This window comes from Companilactobacillus crustorum JCM 15951, assembly GCF_001434585.1.
In the GTDB taxonomy this organism is placed as follows: Bacteria; Bacillota; Bacilli; order Lactobacillales; family Lactobacillaceae; genus Companilactobacillus; species Companilactobacillus crustorum.
This window is the reverse complement of the sequence record NZ_AZDB01000035.1, coordinates 1-22,056: the sequence shown is the minus strand read 5'-3', so window position 1 is coordinate 22,056 and position 22,056 is coordinate 1. Positions and strand designations below refer to the sequence as shown.

Here is a 22,056-nt window from a genome sequence, read left to right as displayed (position 1 = left end):
TTGTACTTAGCTTGCATAGCAAGGTTAGTACAAGACCGAGCTTAGAGATCCATAATTACGCACGAAGTGTGGAATTATTAGCTCTAAGTCGCGTCCACCACGTTCCAGTGGCCCACAGATTTTTTGCGGACGATGGCATACTTCAATCACATCAGTTGCTATACTCACGCTATAAACAAACTTGAGAAAGAGCCTATATTATAAGTCATTAATTCTTTTTTGTGGAGGACGGGAATTTAATAATCTAGATCATTGACGGTTTTAAAACCAAAGATACCCTCAACTGGGCTGATTTCAGTGGTAAAAAGTAGAATTATTCAAATTCTTCAATGGACTGTTTTAAGCGATCTAAACCATCCGAAATCATAACCTCAGGGCTGGCAATATTCATACGAATAAAGTGCTGACCATCGCCACCATATACTGAACCTGGCGTCACGATCAAACCACTATCTTGCCGAATAAACTTAGCCAATGCTGCTGCATCATTAGTAATTGCTGACACATCAAACCACAATAAATATGTTGCTTCGCCTCGAACCCACTTAACCTCAGGTAAATTATGTTTCATAAAATTTAATACCATTTGGCGATTTTCTAACAATTTCTTTTTCAAGGCTTGCAACCAATCATGTCCTTGAGTATAAGCAGCAATTGTACCGGGAATAGCAACCAAATTAGGTTCTGCCAACTCTTCACTATTCAAGCCACGGCTCACTTGAGCTCGTAGATTATCGTTTGGAACAATTATTGTTGCAGCGTGCATTGCAGCTACGTTGAAAGTTTTACTTGGTGAAACTGCGACCACAACGTTATCCAGATACTGTTCATCTAAGCCAAAAGCAGGATTATAACCATCCTTAGTAAAGGTAATATCGCCGTGAATCTCATCACTGAACAATTTAACGTTATATTTCTTGCACAAAGAAGCAATCTTCGTTAATTCACTTTTAGTCCATATTTTCCCAACAGGATTATGAGGATTGCAAAGAATCATCATATTAGTTAATGGATCACTTAATTTTTTTTCTAAATCAATAAAATCAATTGAATACTCGCGCAATTCAGCATCATAATCTAAATCATTTGAAACAACATGACGACCGGAATTAACAATAGAATTATAAAAAATATTATAAACAGGTGCTTGTACTAACACGTTATCACCCAATGAAGTCAATCGTCTGACTGCTGAAGAAAGTGCAGGAACCACTCCAGTCGCAAAAATCATCCAATCCTCTTGAGGACGAACATTATGCTCTGTTTCGTACCAGTCAGCTACTGCTTTAAAATACTCGTCTGGCACTTCCTCGTAACCAAACAGACCCATGCTAATTTTGGCTTGTAAAGCTTGAACAATTTCCGGTGCTGCTGGAAAATCCATGTCGGCGATAGTCATTGGCAGTTCAGTGTTTTTGACATCCCATTTTGCCGAATTACCCGCACGCTTTTTATTTAAAGTTTCAAAATCATATGTCATCTCAATACCTCGTTAAGCTATCTTTTTAATTGCATCAATCTTAGTGTTTTTGGGATCAATTTCGGGATCATCAAAAATAACTTGACCAATTGATTTAGCTCTAATTGAACCACTGATTGGATTTTTGATACTCATAATCTCAGTCGTAATATCAGCATCAATATTTGAACAGTATTCAAAAGCTAAATCAGTTCTCAATACCTGACAATTAACCATCTTCAAGCCATCGATATAGCAAAGTCCCTGATTGCTTATAATCGTACAATTAATCAAAGTAATATTCTTCGTATTCCAAGCCAAGTACTCGCCACTAATTTTAGAATCATAAATTGTGACATTATCGCAATTCCAAAAAGCATCCTTGGAAACAAAAGTTGAATCATGAACTTCAATATTCTTTGCTCCATCAAAAACATAATTTCCGACGACATTTAAGTTTTCGGCATAAATATTTTCACTATCTTTGCCAAAATAATTTCCATTGACCTGTACATTATTTAATTTAATATTCTGACAAGTCCACATAGTTTCTTCAGCATCAGCAAAAAGAACATTATTTAATCTTATATCTGAAGCTCGACGGAACAATTTCGGTGCTTGAAGAGCTGAATCATTGATCTCAATATCGTCAGTATACCAAATACCGGAACGAGGCATAGTTTCAAAGATACTATTATTTACTTTAATATGCTTAGCATACCAAAGCGGATACTTCCATTTAAAGGTAACATTATCCAAATCTAGATCATGGACTTCCTTTAGCGGCGATTCTCCCTCACCAAATACAGTGTCTGTCAATTTTGTATCATGTGCCTTAAATAATGGTCTTTCGCCATCAAAATAACCTTCAGTAATTTCTTTTTTCATTAATTAATTCTTCCATTCTATTTATTAGTTTCATTAGCCGCTTGTAACTCATATAACTCTGCATATCGTCCACCTGCAGCTAATAATTCTTTATGCGTTCCACGTTCAATTATGCGACCATCGTTTAAAACCATAATTTGATCAGCATCTTGAACTGTTGAAAGACGATGAGCAATTGCAATCGTAGTGCGATCGCTACGCATCTTAGCTAAGCCAGTAGTAATACTTTGTTCCGTTTGAGGATCAATATTGGCTGTAGCCTCGTCTAAAATTAAAATCTTGGGATTTCTTACAATTGTTCTTGCAAAGGAAATCAGTTGCCGTTGTCCTGTTGAAAAACTGGCGCCTCGTTCTGTCACTTTTGCATGATATTTGCCTGGCAATTTTTGAATAAAATCATCAGCATCAAAAAATTTACCGGCCTTTTCAACTTGTGCTTCAGTAATATCTTCATCAAACATACGAATATTCTTAGCAATATCCCCATAAAACAAATATGGCTCTTGAATAACTAGGCCTAATTTCTGACGCAATTCCTTAGTTGAATAATCCCGAATATCATGATTATCAATTAAAATTTGTCCTTGACCGAATTCATAAAACCTAAGCAGTAAGCTGATGATTGAACTCTTGCCGCTACCAGTGTGTCCCACGAAAGCCACGGTCTGCCCAGGTTCAACTGCAAAAGAAACATCCTTTAAAACTGGTTTTCCAGGTACATAGCTAAATGTTACATTTTTAAATTCAATTCTACCTGCACTGATAACCGCCGAACTGGCTTCATTTTGTGTTGGAGCATTAGTTTCATTGTCAAATAATTTCATAATTCGATATCCAGCAACTAAACCATCCTGATAAAACGACATATAATTCATTACATCTGACAGAGGATTAAAAAAATTCTGTTGATAAGATAAAAAGGCATAGATTACACCAGCGGCAACTATGGTGTGCATACTTTGCCAGCCAAATCCCGTTAGCGAAATGACTTCTGCTAAAATAAACATCAAACTGATCGTCGGATATAACAAAAATGCATTCACATTAATCATTTTGTTACGCATTTTAAAATATGCATTGTTCCGATCTTCAAATTCAGCGGTCATTCGTTTTTGTTGTCCAAACTGCTGAATAATATTTATTCCCATCAGAGATTCATTCAATTTGGTATTAATCTGACTTAAATATTCTCGTAAATGTTGATAAATTTTAAAACTCAATTTTTGATATAGCCAAATTAAAAAATAAAGTACCAACACGAACAAAACTGTAGCTATTGCCAAGGTTACATTCACTGACAACATAGCGAAAAATGCTGATATCATTGCAAAAAAGGCAATAATAATCATCAAAAATAAAGTCCAAAAATTATACAGTGTTTTCGTATCATTTGTTACTCGCGATACAATCGACCCTGCTGGAGTTTGATCAAAGTAATTTAAACCCAAAGTATGCAATTTATGAAACAATTTGCTTCTTATTCGTTCAAGAGTTCTTTCAGCCCCCATGGCAAAAGCAAATTCCTCAATAAACTGCACAAGAGCCTTGATGATAGTACCAATAGCATAAACGATAGCAAAACCAATAATTATTTTTAAACCAGTACTTTGATGGGTTAAATAATGATCCATATAATATTGCAGCATCCTTGGCAGCAAGACATTAATTACGCTTAAAAAAATAGCAAAGAAAATAGCTATCCCAAATTGCTGCTTGAACAATCCTGCATAATGACATAAACGTTTTAAAACTAATCGTTGATCTTTTCTTGATAACGTATGGATTTCATCTAAGTCTTCTTTTTTATTGCTCATTATTTAACCTCCCCTCTAATTCAGCATTCTTAGCTTGTAGGTTAAAGGTATCAGCGTACCATCCTGCTTGATGCAATAATTCTTGGTGGGTTCCCTGTTCAACTATTGTTCCTGAATCAATAACTAAAATTTCATCAGCGTGCTCTACTGAGCTCAATCGACTAGCCGCAATAATCGTTGTTCCATGCTGTCGATTTTGAGCAATTCTTTGTTCAATATTACGTTCTGTTTTGGAATCGACAGCTGACAATGAATCATCCAAAATCAACAATTTAGGATCACTCAAAACTGCTCGAGCAATTGCCAATCGTTGCTTTTGACCACCTGACAATGAGACGCCTAATTCTCCGACTTGAGTATCATATTGATCAGGCATTTTCAAAATATCGTCATCTAAATCGGCAATATAACTGGCATTTTCTACCTCTGACTGTGTTGCCTTGATATTTGCAAAACGTATATTATCCCTCACATCAGTTGAAAACAAAAAATTTGTCTGAGGCACGTAACCAATCTTGTCCAAATAGCTACTCAAATCATATTTACGAATATCATTCTTCCCTATAGTAATTTTTCCTTTATAGTGATCAAAATCACGCATCAATAGGCTAATAATAGTCGACTTGCCACCACCGGTTGGCCCAACAATTCCCATTGTTTGTCCAGCTCCTAATTGAAAATGCACTTGGTGCAAGGCTACAGTTGTATCATCAGGATAATGAAAACTTTGAATATTAAAATCAATCGTCCCATCAGGAACTGTTGTTAAAGCATCCCGAACTTTTACTAGCGAAGATTTTTCTGACAACAACTCACTAATTCGATCATAACTTGCTGAGCCACGCTCCAAAAGATTAAAGAGGCTTCCAACTGCATACATGGGCCACATCAATTCCGCCATATAAGTTATAAAAGAAATCAATTGACCAATAGTGATTTTTTGTTGTAAAACCGCTAAGCCGCCAAAAACAATCGTTAATGTGTAAGATATCCCCATAATTATTGTCGTTAAAGGATCAAATAGTGCATCCAATCGGTAAGATCGTTTATTAGCCTTGATATTTTGCTCGACATATTTGTTAAAATCATTTTCATCTTCTGTCTCTTGCCCCAAAGCTCTTAAAACCTTTAAACCCACGACACTTTCTTGAGTCTTATTATTAATACTTGAAAAAGCAGCTTGAGAATCTCTAAAGGCAAGATGAATTTTATTTCCTAAAACATTTGCCATTACTGCAAGCAAAGCAAGCGGCAAAACTGCCAACAACGTCAACTTCCAATTAATAAATATCCCCATTGCCAAAATCATCGAAGAACCTGTAATCAAAGAATCAGCCAGAGTAAGAATTCCTGGCCCGGCCACATCACGAACCGCATCAATATCATTAGTAGCATGAGCCATTAAATCGCCAGTTCTCCACTTTTGATAAAATGTCGTATCCATTTTCATAAAATGCCGAAACAATCGACTTCTCAAATCACGCTCTAAAACATACGAACTTCCATAAATCATTTTTTGCCATAAGAAACGTAAAAGATACTGGATAATTGCAACAATAAAAAGTGTCAAGATATTGCTAATCAAAAATTGTCCTGTCATGTTTCTTTTACTAACCGCGTCAACTACATTTCCAATAATTCGTGGTGGAATCACATTGCAAACTGCTACTAAAATTAACGCTATAACACCTAATAAATATTGTTTCCATTGATGCTTAAAAAACCAACTTAAACGAGAAAAAATCCCCATTTGCCTCACCAACTTTTACCATTAATGTTTGATGATAACTCTACACCTTAAAGTTAACTTTAGTTCAAGAATAAACTTCTATTTTTTTTGATGAAAACGTTCTTAACGAAAAAAAGACTGAAATGAACGATATTATTTATCGCTCTCTCCAGTCTTTTTAATAAATATTTTCAACTCTCTAATAAATCAATTGGGTATTCTTAACATCGGCAATTGTCTTAGTTCCAGCCAACTGCATCGTAATTGATAGCTCCATATTAAGATGATTAATTACATCAGTAACTCCTTGAGCACCGCCAAGATTCAAACCATAAATAATTGGACGACCGATTGCAACCAAGTCAGCTCCACTAGCTAGAGCCTTAAAGACATGCTCGCCACGTCTTACACCACTATCAAAGATAATAGGAACACGTTTGTCAACTGTTCCAGCAATAGCAGGTAAAACATCAAATGAAGCTGGTCCACCATCAAGTTGACGACTACCATGATTAGATACCCAGATACCATCAGCACCAAAATCAACGGCTAATTCAGCATCATCAGCTGATTGAATACCTTTAACAATAACGGGTAAACCGGACATGTCCTTAATCTTTTGAATATCAGTAGGAACAATTCCTTGTTTAGCAGATGCATAAATTTCAGAAATACCCTTGCCTTCACCATCGCCGGCTGAATATCCAACCAAGTTTGGCATTGGTAGTGGGAATTGGAACTTATTGATGACATCTGCTTCACGATAATCACCTAAAGTTGAATCAACAGTCAAGACAATTGCCTTAACACCAGCAGCCACAGCCTTTTTAATCAAGAATTCATTAAATTTATCATCCTTGCTCATATATAGTTGGAAAAATTGTGGTGCATCAGGAGCAGCTGCAGCGGCATCTTCAACCGAAGTACTTGCGTAAGTACTAATTGAAAAAATAGAACCAGCATCAGCCACACCCTTAGCCGTATCTTTTTCTCCATTAGCATGTGCTAACCCTTGAGCAGCAGATGGTGCTTGAATAATAGGTGTTTTCAAAGCAATATCCCATAAACTAGTGCTTAGATCAGCATGATCAATTCCTTGAAGTACTCTTGGGACAATCTTCCTACTATTAAAAGCTTTTGTATTTTGATCCATAGTCCACTCATCCTCAGAGCCACCACGAATATAGCCAAAAGCACCTTTTTCATTACTCATATGATCTTTTACACGAGCTTCAAGTCCAGCAATATTAACAATATCTACATGATTCTCAGCAGTACTTGCTTCGTATTTTTTCTTCATTAAAATCCCGTCCTTTATTTATCAATTTATCATCAGGATCATTTTAACTTACATTTGTAAATTTTGCTGGAATTTGTTCTGAATTTTATTAATTGATTTTTGATATTAACAAAATAATTTATTTTATATTATTTTTGCCCCAAAGACTTACTCAAACGAAGATAAGCAAAGAAATGAAAACCAATACCTGCTAGTAAGAAAAGTGCCCCTAACGGTATAAAAAACAAAGAAAAAATAATTGCCAAAATATATAAAGTTACGCTTACTAAAGGATCATACTTATTTTTTGAAAAACTCGAACTCTGCATTTTACTTGATTTTAATTCATGGTGTTTTCCAATATACGAGTAAAGCACATAAAACATAAATGAAATTAATAACGCTACAATATCGTATGTAATAAACGCTACACGCATATCGCTCATATTTCCCCGGCTTAAAGTGTCGGCCACCAGTGCCATCGGATAATTAATCAAAGTAATCGTAAATAGCATCAACAAATTAATTAAATTCAAATTACAGTTAATTGCCTTTAAAGCATTGAAATAATCATGATGAAACAACCACAGAGTCCCTACATAAAAGTAAGAAACCACATAAGCAATTAAAATAGGCCACTGATGAATCATTGCGGTTAATAAATGCCCTGATTGAAATTTAGGGACAGTAAATTCCAACACTAAAATAGTAATCAAAATAGCAAAAACGCCATCACTGAAAGCCAATAATCTATCTTTTGTCATAAAATCCCCCTAATCAATAGCTTCCTCATCATTATTAATAATTTTATTAAACAATACTGGACAGACCAAACATGTAATAATTGCTGCCAAAGTTATTGCTCCCGATTGTGCCGAACTAATCAACTTCAAATTTTGACCAACTTGTAAAATTGGCAAAACCAAAGTAATAGTAGTTGAAGCTAAAATAGCTGCTGCACTCGCATATCTTTTGCCAAAACGATTACGAAAGGCAAAGTAAACAATGGCTTTGGATAAAATAAAAGCAATTAGAAAAATTGGAATTAAGATTATCGCTTTGTGATCTGAAAAGAGCGTCCGTAAGTTCAAATTGACTCCAGTCGTTATGAAAAAGACTGGAATGAAGAATCCGTATCCCATGGAACTGAGCTTTTCCTCTGTATCTGGCTTAGGTTTCAATAATTTCATAACTGCTCCAGCTAAGAAAGAACCAAGAATGCTTTCAGCTCCAATTTGTTCTGCAAAAGTAACTAATGTGAAGATTAGAAAAAAGGCCAAACGAATATCTAATTGCGTAGTGGATTTATCAATCTTATCAAAGAAAACATATACTCGATTGACCCGTCGTAACAAGACAATCGCAATAATAAAGATAACTGGTAATCCCAAAACTGATATATAGTGCTGTTGCTGAACTGCTGAATAAACTGTCAAAGCAACTAAAGGAATGAACTCCCCAAAAGCTGCCGTCAACAGAATTGTCTGACCATAATTTGTCGTTAGCAGTCCAACCTCTTTGAGCAAAGATATAATAACCCCCAAAGCAATTGTGCTGAATAAAATCACTGCTAAAATAAATTCACTAAAAATACCTGTAACATATAAAATGCCGCTAAGAATCATCGACATAATAAAAATCGAGAGAAATCCTGCAAAGGCACTGCCTAAAGGTGAATAGCTAGTTTTGTCCTTCTTAGGTTCCAGAAGAGAAAAGTCAATCTCCATCCCTCCCAAGAAAATTAGCATGATAACTCCCAAATTAGCAATATACTGCACGCTCACATCAGGATGAACAATATTCAAACCAGTTTTTCCAATAATAATCCCCATAATAATTTCGGAAATTGCCGTCGGCATCCGTTGTAAATGAAATTTTGCCGTAATTAAAGGAGTAACTAATGCCGCAAATAAAACTATTAACAATGCAAATTTTTCCATAACCATAACCTCGTATTTGATAATATAACAACTATCACGATTCCCAAAACGATATGGTAATTTTATAAAAAATTATTCTGTTTCTGTATTTAATTTCTCTGGTTCACCAATCACTAAATGATCGATAACAGCAATAATCAAAAAGACCAAGGCCACTAGACATACACCAATCCAGCCAAAATTACTCCAAGCCCAAGTGGCCGCCAAAGTTCCAATTGAACCGCCTAAGAAATAACTAAACATAAAAACAGAATTATTACGACTGCTCTGCTGACGATTTAATGACTGAACAATTGCTTGATTAGAAACCTGACTAAATTGTGTTCCCAAATCTAACAGAATGATTCCCAAAATCAAACCCAACAGCCAAAATCCAACTAACCAAAAAATTACGAAAGCTAAACCAGAAAAAATCATACTTAAACCAATGGTCAATTTAGGTGAACGTTGATCCACCAAGTTACCGACCCAAGGGGCTACTAATACCCCTGCGATTCCTAATAGGCCTAATAAACCAGCTACATTGCTTCCCAAATGATATTGTGCTGCTAAATAGAATGCCAAAGTAGACCATAAAACATTTGACATTCCAAACATACAAAAGCCATTAATAGATGATCCACGTAAAGCCTTTTGACGTACAAACAACTTTGGCAACATCTTAATAACAGACCAATATTTTAAATCTCGGTGTCCTCTTGCATCTCGTGGCAAGAAACGATTGACAATGACTAGAAAAATTAAATCAATTCCGGCAGCAATTAAATATATATCTTGCCAAGGCATAATACTGCCTAGTAAGCCACTAAAAGAACGCGACAAAAGAATTCCTGTCAATAAACCACTTAAGACAATTCCTAAAACTTTGCCACGTTGTAAAACTGGTGCTAAATAACCAGCATACGGAATAATAATTTGAGGTGCTACTGACGTAATTCCAATCAAAGTTGTGGCGATTGCAAAAACAATTGCATTAGGAGCAAAAAAAGCTAACAACAATGAAATAATTGACAAAATCATCATGAATTGAATTAAATGATACCGGTCAAAAATATCCCCCAGAGGAACAATTAATAGCAATCCAAAGGCATATCCTAACTGTGTAATCATTGCTAAAACTCCCACAGTTGCTTTTGATATCCCAAAATCAGTAGCAATCAAATTTTCAATCGGCTGAATAAAATTTAAATTAGCCACAATAATCCCTGTTACTACCGCCATCAATAAAATAGTCTTTTTTGACATTGTTTCTGGCTCTTCCAAATTAAAATCTCCCTACTTATAATTTTTTCAACGATGCATTGACCCAATCTAAGGCCGCTTGCATCTGCACTTGTTGAAGCGAGAGCACCCATTGAGCATTCTTTAAATCTTCCTTCGAAATGGGTGTCTTTTTCATACTGGTTACTTGTTGTTGCAACGATTTTTGACTGTCTAATAAATACTCTTTATATTCATTCAAAATTTGTTGACGCAACGCTGGCTTTACCTGATGAAAATTACGGAATTTAACCGTATAAATAAATTCTAAATTAGGATTTAAAGGTACCTTCTGCATCATTAGCTCTTGAAACCTTTGTCGACCCAAATCAGTAATCGTCGCTATTTTTTTTGAACGTTTATTGCCTTCAAGATAATCGTTTAAGGTAATATATCCAGCTTCATTCAACCGTTTAAAAAGTGGATAAATCATTCCAAAGCTTATTTTTCGCTGTTTTCCTACAATTTGTTGTAAGATCTGTTGCATCAAATAACCATTCATAGATTCATCCATAAGTTGTCCTAACACGAATAAATCGTACATAATCTTATCCTTTCTATATATCAGTTTGATATAAAATTTACCATGCCAATATATATCAGACTGATATAGTTGTCAAATCATTAATAAAGAAGAAACGTCTAACATGATGACCACTATAAGTGGCTATCACGCTAGACGTCTTTTTGCAAAAAATAAATATATTAATTTTATAATTATGTATTGTAGAAGGTACTAACCAGATTGCTAGACGAACTAGTGCTAAAGAAATAATCCCCACAATAACGATCAATGATAATTTTTTCGTCAAAACGGCTGTTAAAACTGTCGGAATTGAAGCTATCAAATTAGCATAATCAATTTGTGGCAAATGACCGATATCTGGTTTAAATAAATTTTCAAACCATAAGGCGGCCATAATTGTAATTGGTACAAAGCTTAAAAATTCAACTACTTTAGCTGGCAAGTTAAACTTTTTCAACAAAATAAACGGTAAAATTCTCGACAACAAAGTTACTACGCCACAGGCAATTAAGGTCCAAAGGACAAATTTAGTTGAAGGCATGTTTCAAAATCACCCCTAACGCACAGCCAATTAATGTTACGACTAGAATCAATAAATCACTGGAAATAAAAATTAATCCAAAATAAACTAATGGCAACATAATAGCTACCACAATCAATTGAATCTTTAATGAAATAGATTTGTCATTAATCATTTGTAAATAAAGTAAACCAATAAACATCGCTACTAAGGCAAAATCCAATCCTAATTTTTCAGGATTACTGATAATTCTCCCCAACATAGCGCCTACCATTGTCGAAGCCGCCCACACTAGATAGGCTAATAGATTAACCGTATTAAACCACTTAAAGGATAATTTACCATCCGTAAAGTTCAGCTTATTCATACTTAGAGCAAAACTTTCATCAGTTATTAGACTCCCTATCAAAATATTTTCAAATAAAGAATTCTTTTTAAAAAAATTTGCCGTGGTCATACTCATCAAAATCATACGCGAATTTACCAAAAAGACCGATAAAACAATTGAAACAATTGGGGTACCAATAGCTAATAAACTAACTAAAATAAACTGAGCTGACCCCGCATAAACGATTAAAGACATCAAAGTTGCCATAACCACGCTCATCCCCGAAGCCGCTGCTACGATACCAAAAGATATTCCAATTCCAATATACCCAAATACAGTTGGCATTGTATCTTTGACGGCACTATCGACACTTAAGCTATTATTCATAAAATCCCCCCTGAAGTAATTTAAATTATTATAGTAATTTTAATTTACTTACATGTCAATTAGATAAATAAAATTATACATGTTATTAACACACTTAATTTCCGATGACTGTATTAAAATAAAGTTAAATACTTTATTTCAAAAGAGGCTATAATATGAAATTTGCAATGTATCATGATCGTGCTATTGTCATTAATCCGGACAGTATTCAATTAATTAACGGTGTTAAAGATATTCAATCACTGTTACCTCATCTTAATGACAAATTATTTCTAAGTAGCAAACGTACTCGTCCAGCTGACCAAGATCTTTCAGCCCCTATTGCTGAACCTAAACAGATTTTTGCTGTAGGTTTCAATTATCGCGATCATCTCAATGAACTTAAAACAAAAGCACCTAAGACGCCTAATATTTTTACTAAGTTTGTTAGTTCAATTGCTGATCCTCATCCGACTGTTAAAATTCCTAGCCCCATGACCGACTGGGAAACAGAATTAGTAATTGTCATTGGCCAAGGTGGTCGTCAAATTTCTAAAGATAAGGCTTCAAAACATATTGCTGGTTATATGGTCGGCCAAGATTTATCCGATCGAAAACTCCAATTTGAGAACGACCAACCACAATTTTCACTAGCTAAATCATATGAAAATTTTGCTCCTATTGGACCTTGGATCACTACTCCTGATGAAATTGAAGACCTAAGTAAATTAACTATCACAACTGAATTAAATGGTCAGGAAAAACAACATAGTCAATTGGGCAATTTAATCTTTGATCCAAAAGATTTAGTCAGCTATCTTTCTAACATTACTGAACTTTATCCGGGAGATTTAATTTTTACCGGTACTCCTGGTGGAGTTGGTGCAGGTCGGGATCCACAAGAGTTTTTGCATCCAAACGATCAATTAATTAGTAAAATTGACCAATTAGGAGAACTAATAATTAACTTTAAATAAATGGTTTATAATTAAAATAAAAATATGAGGGAGAAATTTTATGAAGAAAGCAATTTTTGCAGAAGTTGGTCAAATGAAAATTGAAGATGTTGATATGCCAAAGATTCAAGCTGCTGATGACGTCGTTATTAAAGTTGTTCGAGCTTGTGTCTGCGGGTCCGACCTTTGGGCTTACCGTGGCTTAGAAGAAAAAGCTCAAAATTCCGAAAATTCTGGTCATGAAGCAATTGGAATTGTTCAAGAAGTTGGCGATGACATTACTACTGTCAAACCTGGCGATTTCGTCATTGCACCATTTACTCATGGCTGTGGACATTGTCCAGCTTGTCTTGCTGGTTTTGATGGTGATTGTCAGTCACATACTGATAACTTTAGTAATGGCAATCAAGCCGAATATATCAGATTTCAACATGGTCAATGGGCTCTAATTAAAATTCCCGGCAAACCTAGCGATTACAGTGAAGGCATGCTCAAATCTTTATTAACTTTGGCTGATGTTATGGCAACAGGTTATCATGCTGCTCGTGTTGCCAATGTTAAAGCAGGCGATACAGTTGTAGTTATGGGCGATGGTGCCGTTGGTCTTTGCGGAATTATTTCTGCTAAGTTGCTTGGTGCTAAAAAAATCATCTCTACTAGTCGCCATCCAGACCGTCAAGCTTTAGCTAAAACTTTTGGGGCTACCGACAATATTGCTGAACGTGGCGATGAGGGTGTTCAAAAAATTCTTGAATTAACAAATGGCTTTGGAGCTGATGCTGTTTTGGAATGTGTTGGAACAGAGCTTTCAACACAGACAGCCTTAAAGGTTGGTCGTCCCGGCTCAGTTGTTGGTCGTGTCGGATTACCCCATACCGGTAAAATGGATATTTCAACTTCTTTCGGTAAGAATATTATTATTGCTGGTGGTCCAGCTTCCGTTACAACTTATGATAAAGAACGTCTTTTAAAAGCTGTTCTAGATGGTGTCATCAATCCAGGATTAGTCTTTACAAAGAGCTTTTCTTTAGACCAAATCAACGATGCTTATCAAGCAATGACTGATAGAAAAGTTATTAAATCAATGGTCATTGTCAGTGATTAATTTTCTAAAAAACCTAGTATGGTAACCATTTAAACTGGTTATTATACTAGGTTTTCTTATTATTATCCGCAATCGTGTGGGCTTGCGTAAACCTTCACATTCAATGGCTACATTTGTTAATTATTTTAACTTATTTCATTTTTATAAATAAATTTTCTTTTTTTGAGAAATAATTAGTGTATTTCAAATAAAAATCGTGTATGATACAGAAAGTAAAATTTTTAACCGAGGAAAAGCCTATGAATTACTTACTATTATTAGTATCAATCGGTTTTGAAGTTTTAGGAACTTCACTTTTAAAGAAAACAGACGGTTTTACGAATCTTTGGTCAACGATCGGCACTTTGGTTTCTTACTTTATCTGTCTGTTCGTCTTATCGCATGTTTTAAAAAGACTGCCACTCAGTCTTACCTACGCTACTTGGGGTAGCATCGGATTGATACTTGTTACTATTGCCGGAATAGTCTTTTACCACGAATCCATTTCTTTAGCTTCAATTGCGGGACTCGTTTTGGTAATCTCAGGCACCGTTTTAATTAATGTATTTTAAGGGATTAAGAGCTTTACTACTTAATTACCTAACAAAAACCAGTATGGAGCTATCTTTGATAGTAGCCACACTGGTTTTTTGTTAGATAAAAATTATAATTTGTCTTTTTTATCTTTTGTTTTTTCTATATGCATAAATGACACTGCCAGCCACAACAATTAAAATTCCAATACCACCCAAGATAATCCAAATATCCTTCGACCGATCAGGAACCTTTTTATTTAATTTATTATTCTGTTGTTTTGAAATTGTAAAATTACGTTTCAATTTCCAATCATTTTGACTATTATTAGCTTTGACATCCAGATACATAGTATATCTACCTGGTTTTAAACGTTTATTTTTATTAGGTCCCGTGACGCTATTAACATTAACTGGATACTCAAATGTACTGTCTGGTGCAATAGACATCTTTTCTTTACTAGATTTTAAAATAACTTTATTACTATTCTCCGGAGTAACTTGTGCCTTAACCGACACATCTTTTTCTAAGGTAGGAACATCATTATCCATTTCAGCTGCCACAAAAATTTGTCCATTGTCACTTGTCTGATATGCTTTTGTTAACTTCAAATCAGGTTTAATTGATTCGGCGTTTTGCTGTAATTGTAATCCTAAAACATAATCATACTTGTTTTTCAATGAAACTCCCTTAACTGGCTTAGCATTTTCAATCTGATTATTTTCTTCAATTAAAATACCGCCTAAAAGCTCACCTTCAAATTTTTGTTGAGGGATTTTGATAATCATGGAAACCTCTTTAGTAGCTTTGGCATCTACCGAAACTTCCTTAGGATATGTTACTAAATTCTCAATGTTATATTTCAAATCACGATCTGGCTTTTCATTATGCTTATTGTAAACAATCACACCATTAACATCAGTCGTTGCACGATTTACTGAAATTTTATATGTATGATCTTTCGTATCATTATTATTAATTTTAAATTTAATTGTTTCAATTTGACCTGGAGTTACTCTTAAATCATAATAGCCAACCTTTTTATCCAGTTGATTAGAGGCTACTTCAGGTGCCACATTATAATTAATCATTGGTCCGACTGCTGCTGCAGCAATTTGAAAATTAGTTGCTAAAAACAATAAAATACCTGTATAAAAAACTATGAAGATCGTTAAGGCTTTTTTCATAATCTTATCTCCCGAAAATAAAGGAGGCGGCATATAAAAATATACCCCCTCCTTTATTAAATTTTAAGCTGGTGCATCTGATAAAGTCCAAGTCAAAGTTGAACTATAACTGCCACCAATATTACCAGCTGGGACTAGCAATGAAGCATCTGTTGCTCCATAACTAGCTGTATAAGCACCAACACCGGTTCCGGTTGCAGCGTTCAAAACCGTAACTGGAGCACTCGATACTAGAACTGAACCACTAAAGGTTGGTAAAGTTGAAACATTATCAGTAGCATCTGCTTTGACAGCACTTGCATCCGTGAATGAAAATTGTGCATTCTTCAAAGTATTAGTTCCGTCAGTAAAAGGACTGTCAGCTACAGAAACTGACCAGCCTGTACCTTGACCAGGATTAGTAACATGCAAATCACTAGCAATTGCCGTCGATTTATAAGTTACATCGCCAGCACTTGAAGGCACGGTACCAAAATCAATTCCTGGTGTAGCCACTCCTGATGCAGTAGCACCTGGCACAGAATCCGAACTAATGGTTCCTGGCGTAATAACTGCTCCAGCCTTTGACGTGGTTGGAGCCGGCGTAGTGGCTGCTTTGGTAGAGATACTCTCAAAACCAAACGATCCGATGCCTAAAAGTGCTGCACCAACTAATAAACTGTTTCTTAATATTTTTTTCATTATTTTCCCCTCCATATCCAATACATTATTGGTATGAATAGGGCCAATCGATAAAATAGATAGCAAGTCTAGGGTCCTAGGGAATGACAATATTCTGCCATCTCATATTCTTGAAGATTTCCTAATCTTCAAATGTAGTTATATGTTTTTTCGAATTGATAAGCAAATATATCGCTGTAACTATACGGAAAGTAATTTATAATGAAACTAGCAATAATTAGAAGGTGCTTTAAGGTATGAATACGACAAAAGAATTAATGATCAATGTGGTCAATATCATTTGGAGTTTTAATCCTACCAACAAAAAAGTCCTTATTCTCTTAGTAAAGAATTCTACTGGTATTGATGCAAATAAATGGGGGTTACCAACGACCAATCTACATATAGATGAAAATGCCGAACAAGCTTCATTACGATTAATTAAAGAAAAAATTGGCCTTCAACTGCCTGAATTCTATACAGAACAATTAGCCACATTTAGTAATGTAGCAAGAATACCATCACATCGAGAAATTGCTCTCAGCTATATGACCTATTTACCAGATATGACTCAATTAAAACCTGGCAATGGCGCTAAAGATGTTGAATGGTTTAGCGTCGGTTATTTACCAGAACAATACACTTTACATTATCAAAATCTTACTTTCCAGACACTATCTGACAAAATATCTGAAACTGAATTTTATAATAGTTTAGAATCACTCCACGATCCTACTCAATTAGCAGTTGATCATTCTTTGATATTACGTTTAGCTTTTCAACGGGTAACTAATCGTCTGAATTATTTACCAACTATTCTTTTAATATTAGGGACCAGTTTTACACTCAAACAGGCTCGAGAAGTCTACGCTACTTTCTGGAAAGAACCTATTTCAAATATTGATAATTCTAATTTTCGTAAAACGCATAATCATCTTTTTTGCGAAGTAGGAATGGTGCATGGAAAAAGTGGCAGACCCGCCAAACTTTACAAATTGGCAGCTTTTAGCTGATATTATTTACCAACAGTCTTCTCAGTTCTTACTTAAATTTGATCAAATAATGAACATTAAAAAATGCCATCTTCCACTGTGCTAGAAGATGGCATTTTTCAGTACCTATAATAAATTATTTTAAAATTCTTCTGTTGCTGGATGATCTTTTGTTAATTTTTCAATTCGACCATCTACTTTGAAGTACTTCTCAATTAAATTTTTTAATTCTAAAATAGCTTCATCGGCACGCTCTGCTTGCTTAGAATTAATCGACTCCATTACTAAAACTGAATCAGTTGTCTCTTCAGTTAGCATAGTTCTTTGTGCTTCCCGCCAATTCAAGCACCGACAAATAGCGCCACTATTATCATAATAAATAATTTCTCCAGGCAATGCAGGTGCATCTTCTGTTGCGCCTAAGGGTTTGAAGCCTTCGCCACCTTTAGCTTCGCCCAGATGCAAATCACCGTCAAAAGCATTGATATTTTCCCCACCACAAGGAACGCCATATTTTAAAGAAACACTATTATAGATATCAACCAACGGATTGATTGGCGAGAACTCACGGCCCTGACTAACCCGCTTTAATAAGGCTTCAATTGAACAGCGAGCGCCCTTTTTAGTCTTGAACTTTCTGAAAGCTTGACGCCATTCATCAACCACTTCAGTATCCTTAAAAGCTTCTTCTGTAATGAATTTTTCAGATGCCTTTGCTCCATCGCTCAACAGTTTAGTAAAATAAGGATTATCTTTTTCATCTACATGATTATCAATCCCGTGTATTACTAATGTATCAATTTGTGCCTCAGGAAATAATTCCCAAAATTTATCATCTATTACTGTTTTTGTCATTTTACTACCTCAATTTCTTTTTTAGAAGATAATCCATTTGAGTTGAATTACCCATTATAAATTTGTGCTCACTGAATCGTTTAAATCCCATTGATTCATAGAATTTTTGGGCTGCAAAATTACTTTCCCAAACCCCTAACCAAACGTTTTCTTTAGCTAACTTAATGGCTTGATCAATACCTAATTCCAATAACATTTTGCCAAAGCCATGACGTTTAAACTGCTCTCGAATATAAATTCGTTGAATTTCTAAATCATTCTTAGTCATCTTTTCAGTTTGAGCGTCGAAAACATTTAGTTTTATATATCCTGCTACTTGTCCATCAACTTTTAAAAAATAAAACTCCGAATTAGGATTATTCAGCTCTTGTCTTAAAACATTTAAATCATAAGCTTTATCAAGATAACCATTTAAATCTTGAACTGTATTATATGGCCCAAAGGTATCTGCAAAAGTTTCAATACTTACTGTTTGAAGTTCTTCAGCATCCTTGACTGTACATTTCTTAATCTTTATTGTCATTAATATTCTCGCTTATTACCTTTTTTAACATATTCCCAATTTTCAGAAATATTACCTTCTACTACTTCTAAAAGTTTAAAGATTTGTTTTTTTTCACTAGCATTGAGACCCTTCAGAGCAACTTCATTGGAATAATGCTCTTCACGATAAAGAATCGGATAAACTGTTTCGCCCTTCTTGGTAACATAGAGCTTCTTTTCTTTTTTGTTATCTGGAGATTGCTTCCTAATAATAAATTCATTTAACTCTAACTTCTTAATGGCTCGGGCTGCAGTTGTTCTATCAACTTTTATCATCTCAGCTACTTTCTCTTGAATAATACCTGGATTTTCATAAATTCGAGCAAGGTAAATATACTGTCCCTTAGTCAAATCATATTTTTTAAATTCAATATTACTGATCGAATCAAGCGACCGGGCAATTACGCCTATTGACCTCAAAATATCTACCACATCATCGCCTCTCTTTCAAACAAGGATATTGTACATTTATATTGTTGCAAATGCAACAATATAATAAAGCCAAGATATAATTTATTCCCAAAAAAAGTTCCAATACAGTAGCCACCCTTATGGACACTGTATTGGAACCTTTTTTAAGACATTATCATTTTGCTAAAGCAATTCCCTGTAAATAAGAAGCTCGTTCACGCCGAATTACTAAATAAATCATATATAGATCACTAATTGTCAATAAAACTAGTGGCCTAAATGAAACGAAGAGAAATAGAACTAAGAATCCTCCTGCTCCAATAAAGAAATTTCGATTTTGTTGCAACGTTGTTTTTGAGAATCTTTTCAAAATAAATATTAAGGAAATTGTGGCAAAAAGCGAAGCCATAAAACCACTGCGTAGCCATAGCTTATCCACTTCAAATAAATTTACTAAAAAGAATGTTTCTAACGACAACACCAATAAAAATGACACATGTGTACCTCTGAATAATGCTAACTTGATATAGTTATGTCCTTTTACATGTACCGTATCTATCAAAGCATAATAAAGCCAAAATATGCCAATAACATTAATTGATAACAAAATAAACTCCATCACCGAATTCAAAACGTAATGGCCATTTAAATTTTCAACTAGAGTCGCCATAGACTCGCCAAGAATGATCATGGTAAAAGTACCATAACGCTCTTGTAAAGAGCTACTGACTTCAAACGGAATTTTACGATTTTTAAATTCTATATCGAAATTTCTATGTTCGGTAATCAACGAAGAACCTTTCGAAATAACAACAGGTAACAAGAGCAATGTTTGAAGGAACGTGCCTTTACTTACTAATACAAAAATCAAAAATATAAATTGAAAAACTAATTGAATCAAGTAAGGCCTCGTAGTAAGCATATGTGCGGAATCAAAATAAACTACTCTGATCCATAAATAAAAGATCAAAACTGCTATTAGCATATAGATAATTATAAAAGGAAAATAATTACCCTTATAAAAGCTTAAGATTGAAGATGAAAGCAAAGCCACTCCCAGTACCATCAACAATGTGAAGCTAGTTGTTCGAATTGACGTATTTCCATGCAAATCAAAATATATGGCAAAAGTATTCCAAATATCGAAGACTAGGAGAAACATTAGGATAAACCTGACAAAGTTTATTAAATTTATTTCCTCACTCAAACCACTTATTAAATAATGAATTGCAATGATAAAAACCAAGTCTGAAAATAACTCTAACCAAGATATCTTTCGATCTCGAATAACATTAGTTATTTTTCTAGGTGACCCCCACCAAGAATATTTATTTGAATTCATACTATCACCAAAATTATTATATTTTAATCTAATAATAGCATTGTTGACTCTTTTTAGAAGTTATTTGGTGTTTTTCTATAAAAAAATATTATAAATTGCAACGCTATTTTAAAAAAAAATCGTTTAAATATGCATTTTTAAATCTGCATATTTAAACGATTCTATCTAATCTTATTATTCAACTTTTAATTGATGGCGTAACCAACATTATGTGCAAATTGGTCAATCTGTTCCAAATACTCTTCACCATTATTTAATTTAGACAATGTTTCTTGAATATTTCGATCATCACGTAATCTACCAAATAAATATTGATATGAATAATTCTTATTCAATAAATTATATGTCTTCAAAACGAAATTTTTAGAATAATCGTCCTTATCCAAATCTTTTGCATTATTAATATCGGTAAATAGCTCCGATAAAATTCTCTTTGCCTCTGTATTGTCGTTTAATTTCATCAATACACACCACCTAATTAATTATTAACGCTTCTAGGATATGAAAGCGTTTTCCATATCCTGTATTTACTATTATATAACTAATCGGTAGAAATATCACACAAATGACAAATATCTATAATTTAATCAACCTGTGCTTTAAAATTATGCTTTAAACTAGGCCAAATAAATTTGTCAGCTGATGCTATTAAAATACCATTGAAAATAAAGGAGAAGATTGTTCCAACATTGACTGAATAAACATTGTGAACTGCTAGTCCTGCCACAATAATAATTATAATAGGTGGAATAAAATCTATGATTTGGGCAGCCGTAGAATTTCCTTTTAAATATAAAAATCTTAAGATATTCGTAGTGTCATCATTTGGATGCATAACAATATTAGCTCTCTGATATAGAGAAATAGCAACACAGAAAAAGGCTACTCCTAAACATGACAAAATTGCTCTAATGACAATTGGCAAACTTGGTACACCCACCATATTTAATAAATCAGTAAATATATTGACGAAATAACTAAAGAATAAAACGTAAAGTACTTCCCCTACCAATCTTTTACCGTCAAAACGCTTAATCAAGAATTGGTTCGTAATTGCATTAATCACACCAATAATAAATAATAATAACCCCGTATTCCATCCGAGCCACTTATTTAAATTAACTGCTGAGGCAGTCCATAGACCGCTTCCCATATTGGCTGAAATACATAATCCATTTCCAAAAGCATTCAGAATCAGACCTGAAATCAAACCAACTATTCTCGTTTGAATTGAATTTTTGATGTTATCACTCCTCACAGTATGATTAATATGTTACAACAAACATACCCAAAAATAAAAATAGTCTTGATCTATAAATACGAAAAAGAGCCAATGACTTTTTATATTATAGTCTGAAGTGCAATAAAAAAGTTAGACATTTT

General features: G+C 34.3%; 22 protein-coding genes and 1 pseudogene. 4 read left to right on the top strand and 19 right to left on the bottom strand.

Features of this window, described 5'->3' with window-relative positions:
- Positions 1-313 precede the first annotated feature (313 nt).
- The 11 genes and pseudogenes from FD26_RS08890 to FD26_RS08840 all read right to left on the bottom strand — a co-directional run bounded on the left by FD26_RS08890 (position 314) and on the right by FD26_RS08840 (position 12,130).
- A complete protein-coding gene (locus tag FD26_RS08890; RefSeq protein ID WP_057868079.1) occupies positions 314-1,480 on the bottom strand; it encodes a MalY/PatB family protein in 1,167 nt (388 codons plus the stop codon).
- A gap of 12 nt (positions 1,481-1,492) precedes the next feature.
- Positions 1,493-2,347: a DUF3737 family protein gene (locus FD26_RS08885; protein ID WP_057868078.1), complete on the bottom strand. Its 855-nt coding sequence runs from the start codon at positions 2,345-2,347 to the stop codon at positions 1,493-1,495.
- A 17-nt stretch (positions 2,348-2,364) separates the two neighbouring features.
- Entirely contained in the window at positions 2,365-4,161 is a 1,797-nt protein-coding gene (locus FD26_RS08880) for an ABC transporter ATP-binding protein (protein WP_057868077.1), read from the bottom strand.
- A complete protein-coding gene (locus FD26_RS08875; RefSeq protein WP_057868076.1) occupies positions 4,151-5,911 on the bottom strand; it encodes an ABC transporter ATP-binding protein in 1,761 nt (586 codons plus the stop codon). Before FD26_RS08875 ends, FD26_RS08880 begins: the two co-directional genes overlap by 11 nt.
- A gap of 178 nt (positions 5,912-6,089) precedes the next feature.
- Positions 6,090-7,190, bottom strand: a complete 1,101-nt coding sequence (locus FD26_RS08870) for a lactate oxidase (protein WP_057868075.1) — start codon at positions 7,188-7,190, stop codon at positions 6,090-6,092.
- A gap of 128 nt (positions 7,191-7,318) precedes the next feature.
- Entirely contained in the window at positions 7,319-7,933 is a 615-nt protein-coding gene (locus FD26_RS08865) for a TMEM175 family protein (RefSeq protein WP_057868074.1), read from the bottom strand.
- 9 nt (positions 7,934-7,942) lie between these two features.
- Entirely contained in the window at positions 7,943-9,109 is a 1,167-nt protein-coding gene (locus FD26_RS08860; protein WP_057868073.1) for a cation:proton antiporter, read from the bottom strand.
- A gap of 72 nt (positions 9,110-9,181) precedes the next feature.
- The gene (locus FD26_RS08855; RefSeq protein WP_057868082.1) at positions 9,182-10,354 is read right to left on the bottom strand and encodes an MFS transporter; all 1,173 of its coding nucleotides are present in this window, start codon (positions 10,352-10,354) and stop codon (positions 9,182-9,184) included.
- Between the two features lie 34 nt (positions 10,355-10,388).
- Entirely contained in the window at positions 10,389-10,913 is a 525-nt protein-coding gene (locus FD26_RS08850; protein ID WP_057868072.1) for a PadR family transcriptional regulator, read from the bottom strand.
- 205 nt (positions 10,914-11,118) lie between these two features.
- A pseudogene (locus tag FD26_RS08845) lies at positions 11,119-11,436 on the bottom strand (AzlD domain-containing protein); the annotation flags it as partial.
- Entirely contained in the window at positions 11,423-12,130 is a 708-nt protein-coding gene (locus tag FD26_RS08840; protein ID WP_057868071.1) for an AzlC family ABC transporter permease, read from the bottom strand. The pseudogene FD26_RS08845 and the gene FD26_RS08840, both read right to left, overlap by 14 nt.
- A gap of 155 nt (positions 12,131-12,285) precedes the next feature.
- On the opposite strand from FD26_RS08840, the gene FD26_RS08835 reads away from it, so the two are divergent.
- From FD26_RS08835 to FD26_RS08825, 3 genes are all read left to right on the top strand, one after another.
- Positions 12,286-13,086, top strand: coding sequence for a fumarylacetoacetate hydrolase family protein (locus FD26_RS08835; protein ID WP_057868070.1), 801 nt, complete (start codon positions 12,286-12,288; stop codon positions 13,084-13,086).
- 40 nt (positions 13,087-13,126) lie between these two features.
- Entirely contained in the window at positions 13,127-14,170 is a 1,044-nt protein-coding gene (locus FD26_RS08830; RefSeq protein ID WP_057868069.1) for an alcohol dehydrogenase catalytic domain-containing protein, read from the top strand.
- Positions 14,171-14,409: 239 nt separating this feature from the next.
- On the top strand, positions 14,410-14,721 hold the full coding sequence (locus FD26_RS08825; RefSeq protein ID WP_057868068.1) for a DMT family transporter: 312 nt from the start codon (positions 14,410-14,412) through the stop codon (positions 14,719-14,721).
- A gap of 108 nt (positions 14,722-14,829) precedes the next feature.
- On the opposite strand, the gene FD26_RS08820 is transcribed toward FD26_RS08825, so the two are convergent.
- Both FD26_RS08820 and FD26_RS08815 read right to left on the bottom strand, forming a co-directional pair.
- Positions 14,830-15,870 (bottom strand): WxLIP family cell surface protein, encoded by a 1,041-nt coding sequence (locus FD26_RS08820; protein WP_057868081.1) that lies wholly within the window; start codon positions 15,868-15,870, stop codon positions 14,830-14,832.
- A 63-nt stretch (positions 15,871-15,933) separates the two neighbouring features.
- Positions 15,934-16,551 carry a WxL domain-containing protein gene (locus FD26_RS08815; protein WP_057868067.1) on the bottom strand — a complete coding sequence of 206 codons (618 nt, stop codon included), beginning with the start codon at positions 16,549-16,551 and terminating at the stop codon, positions 15,934-15,936.
- A gap of 236 nt (positions 16,552-16,787) precedes the next feature.
- Here FD26_RS08815 and FD26_RS08810 point away from each other — a divergent pair, with 236 nt between their 5' ends.
- Positions 16,788-17,543, top strand: a complete 756-nt coding sequence (locus FD26_RS08810; RefSeq protein WP_057868066.1) for an NrtR DNA-binding winged helix domain-containing protein — start codon at positions 16,788-16,790, stop codon at positions 17,541-17,543.
- Between the two features lie 120 nt (positions 17,544-17,663).
- Here the strand turns inward: FD26_RS08810 and FD26_RS08805 are convergent, their stop codons facing one another.
- From FD26_RS08805 to FD26_RS08780, 6 genes are all read right to left on the bottom strand, one after another.
- On the bottom strand, positions 17,664-18,377 hold the full coding sequence (locus tag FD26_RS08805; protein WP_057868065.1) for a B3/B4 domain-containing protein: 714 nt from the start codon (positions 18,375-18,377) through the stop codon (positions 17,664-17,666).
- A 4-nt stretch (positions 18,378-18,381) separates the two neighbouring features.
- A complete protein-coding gene (locus tag FD26_RS08800; protein ID WP_057868064.1) occupies positions 18,382-18,900 on the bottom strand; it encodes a GNAT family N-acetyltransferase in 519 nt (172 codons plus the stop codon).
- The gene (locus FD26_RS08795; RefSeq protein ID WP_057868063.1) at positions 18,900-19,352 is read right to left on the bottom strand and encodes a MarR family transcriptional regulator; all 453 of its coding nucleotides are present in this window, start codon (positions 19,350-19,352) and stop codon (positions 18,900-18,902) included. Before FD26_RS08795 ends, FD26_RS08800 begins: the two co-directional genes overlap by 1 nt.
- Before the next feature lie 154 nt (positions 19,353-19,506).
- Positions 19,507-20,673: a low temperature requirement protein A gene (locus FD26_RS08790; RefSeq protein ID WP_057868062.1), complete on the bottom strand. Its 1,167-nt coding sequence runs from the start codon at positions 20,671-20,673 to the stop codon at positions 19,507-19,509.
- A 185-nt stretch (positions 20,674-20,858) separates the two neighbouring features.
- Complete coding sequence (locus tag FD26_RS08785) at positions 20,859-21,134, bottom strand: hypothetical protein (RefSeq protein ID WP_057868061.1); 276 nt, start codon at positions 21,132-21,134, stop codon at positions 20,859-20,861.
- Between the two features lie 122 nt (positions 21,135-21,256).
- Positions 21,257-21,883 carry a DUF6198 family protein gene (locus FD26_RS08780; protein WP_478210149.1) on the bottom strand — a complete coding sequence of 209 codons (627 nt, stop codon included), beginning with the start codon at positions 21,881-21,883 and terminating at the stop codon, positions 21,257-21,259.
- Positions 21,884-22,056: the final 173 nt, after the last annotated feature.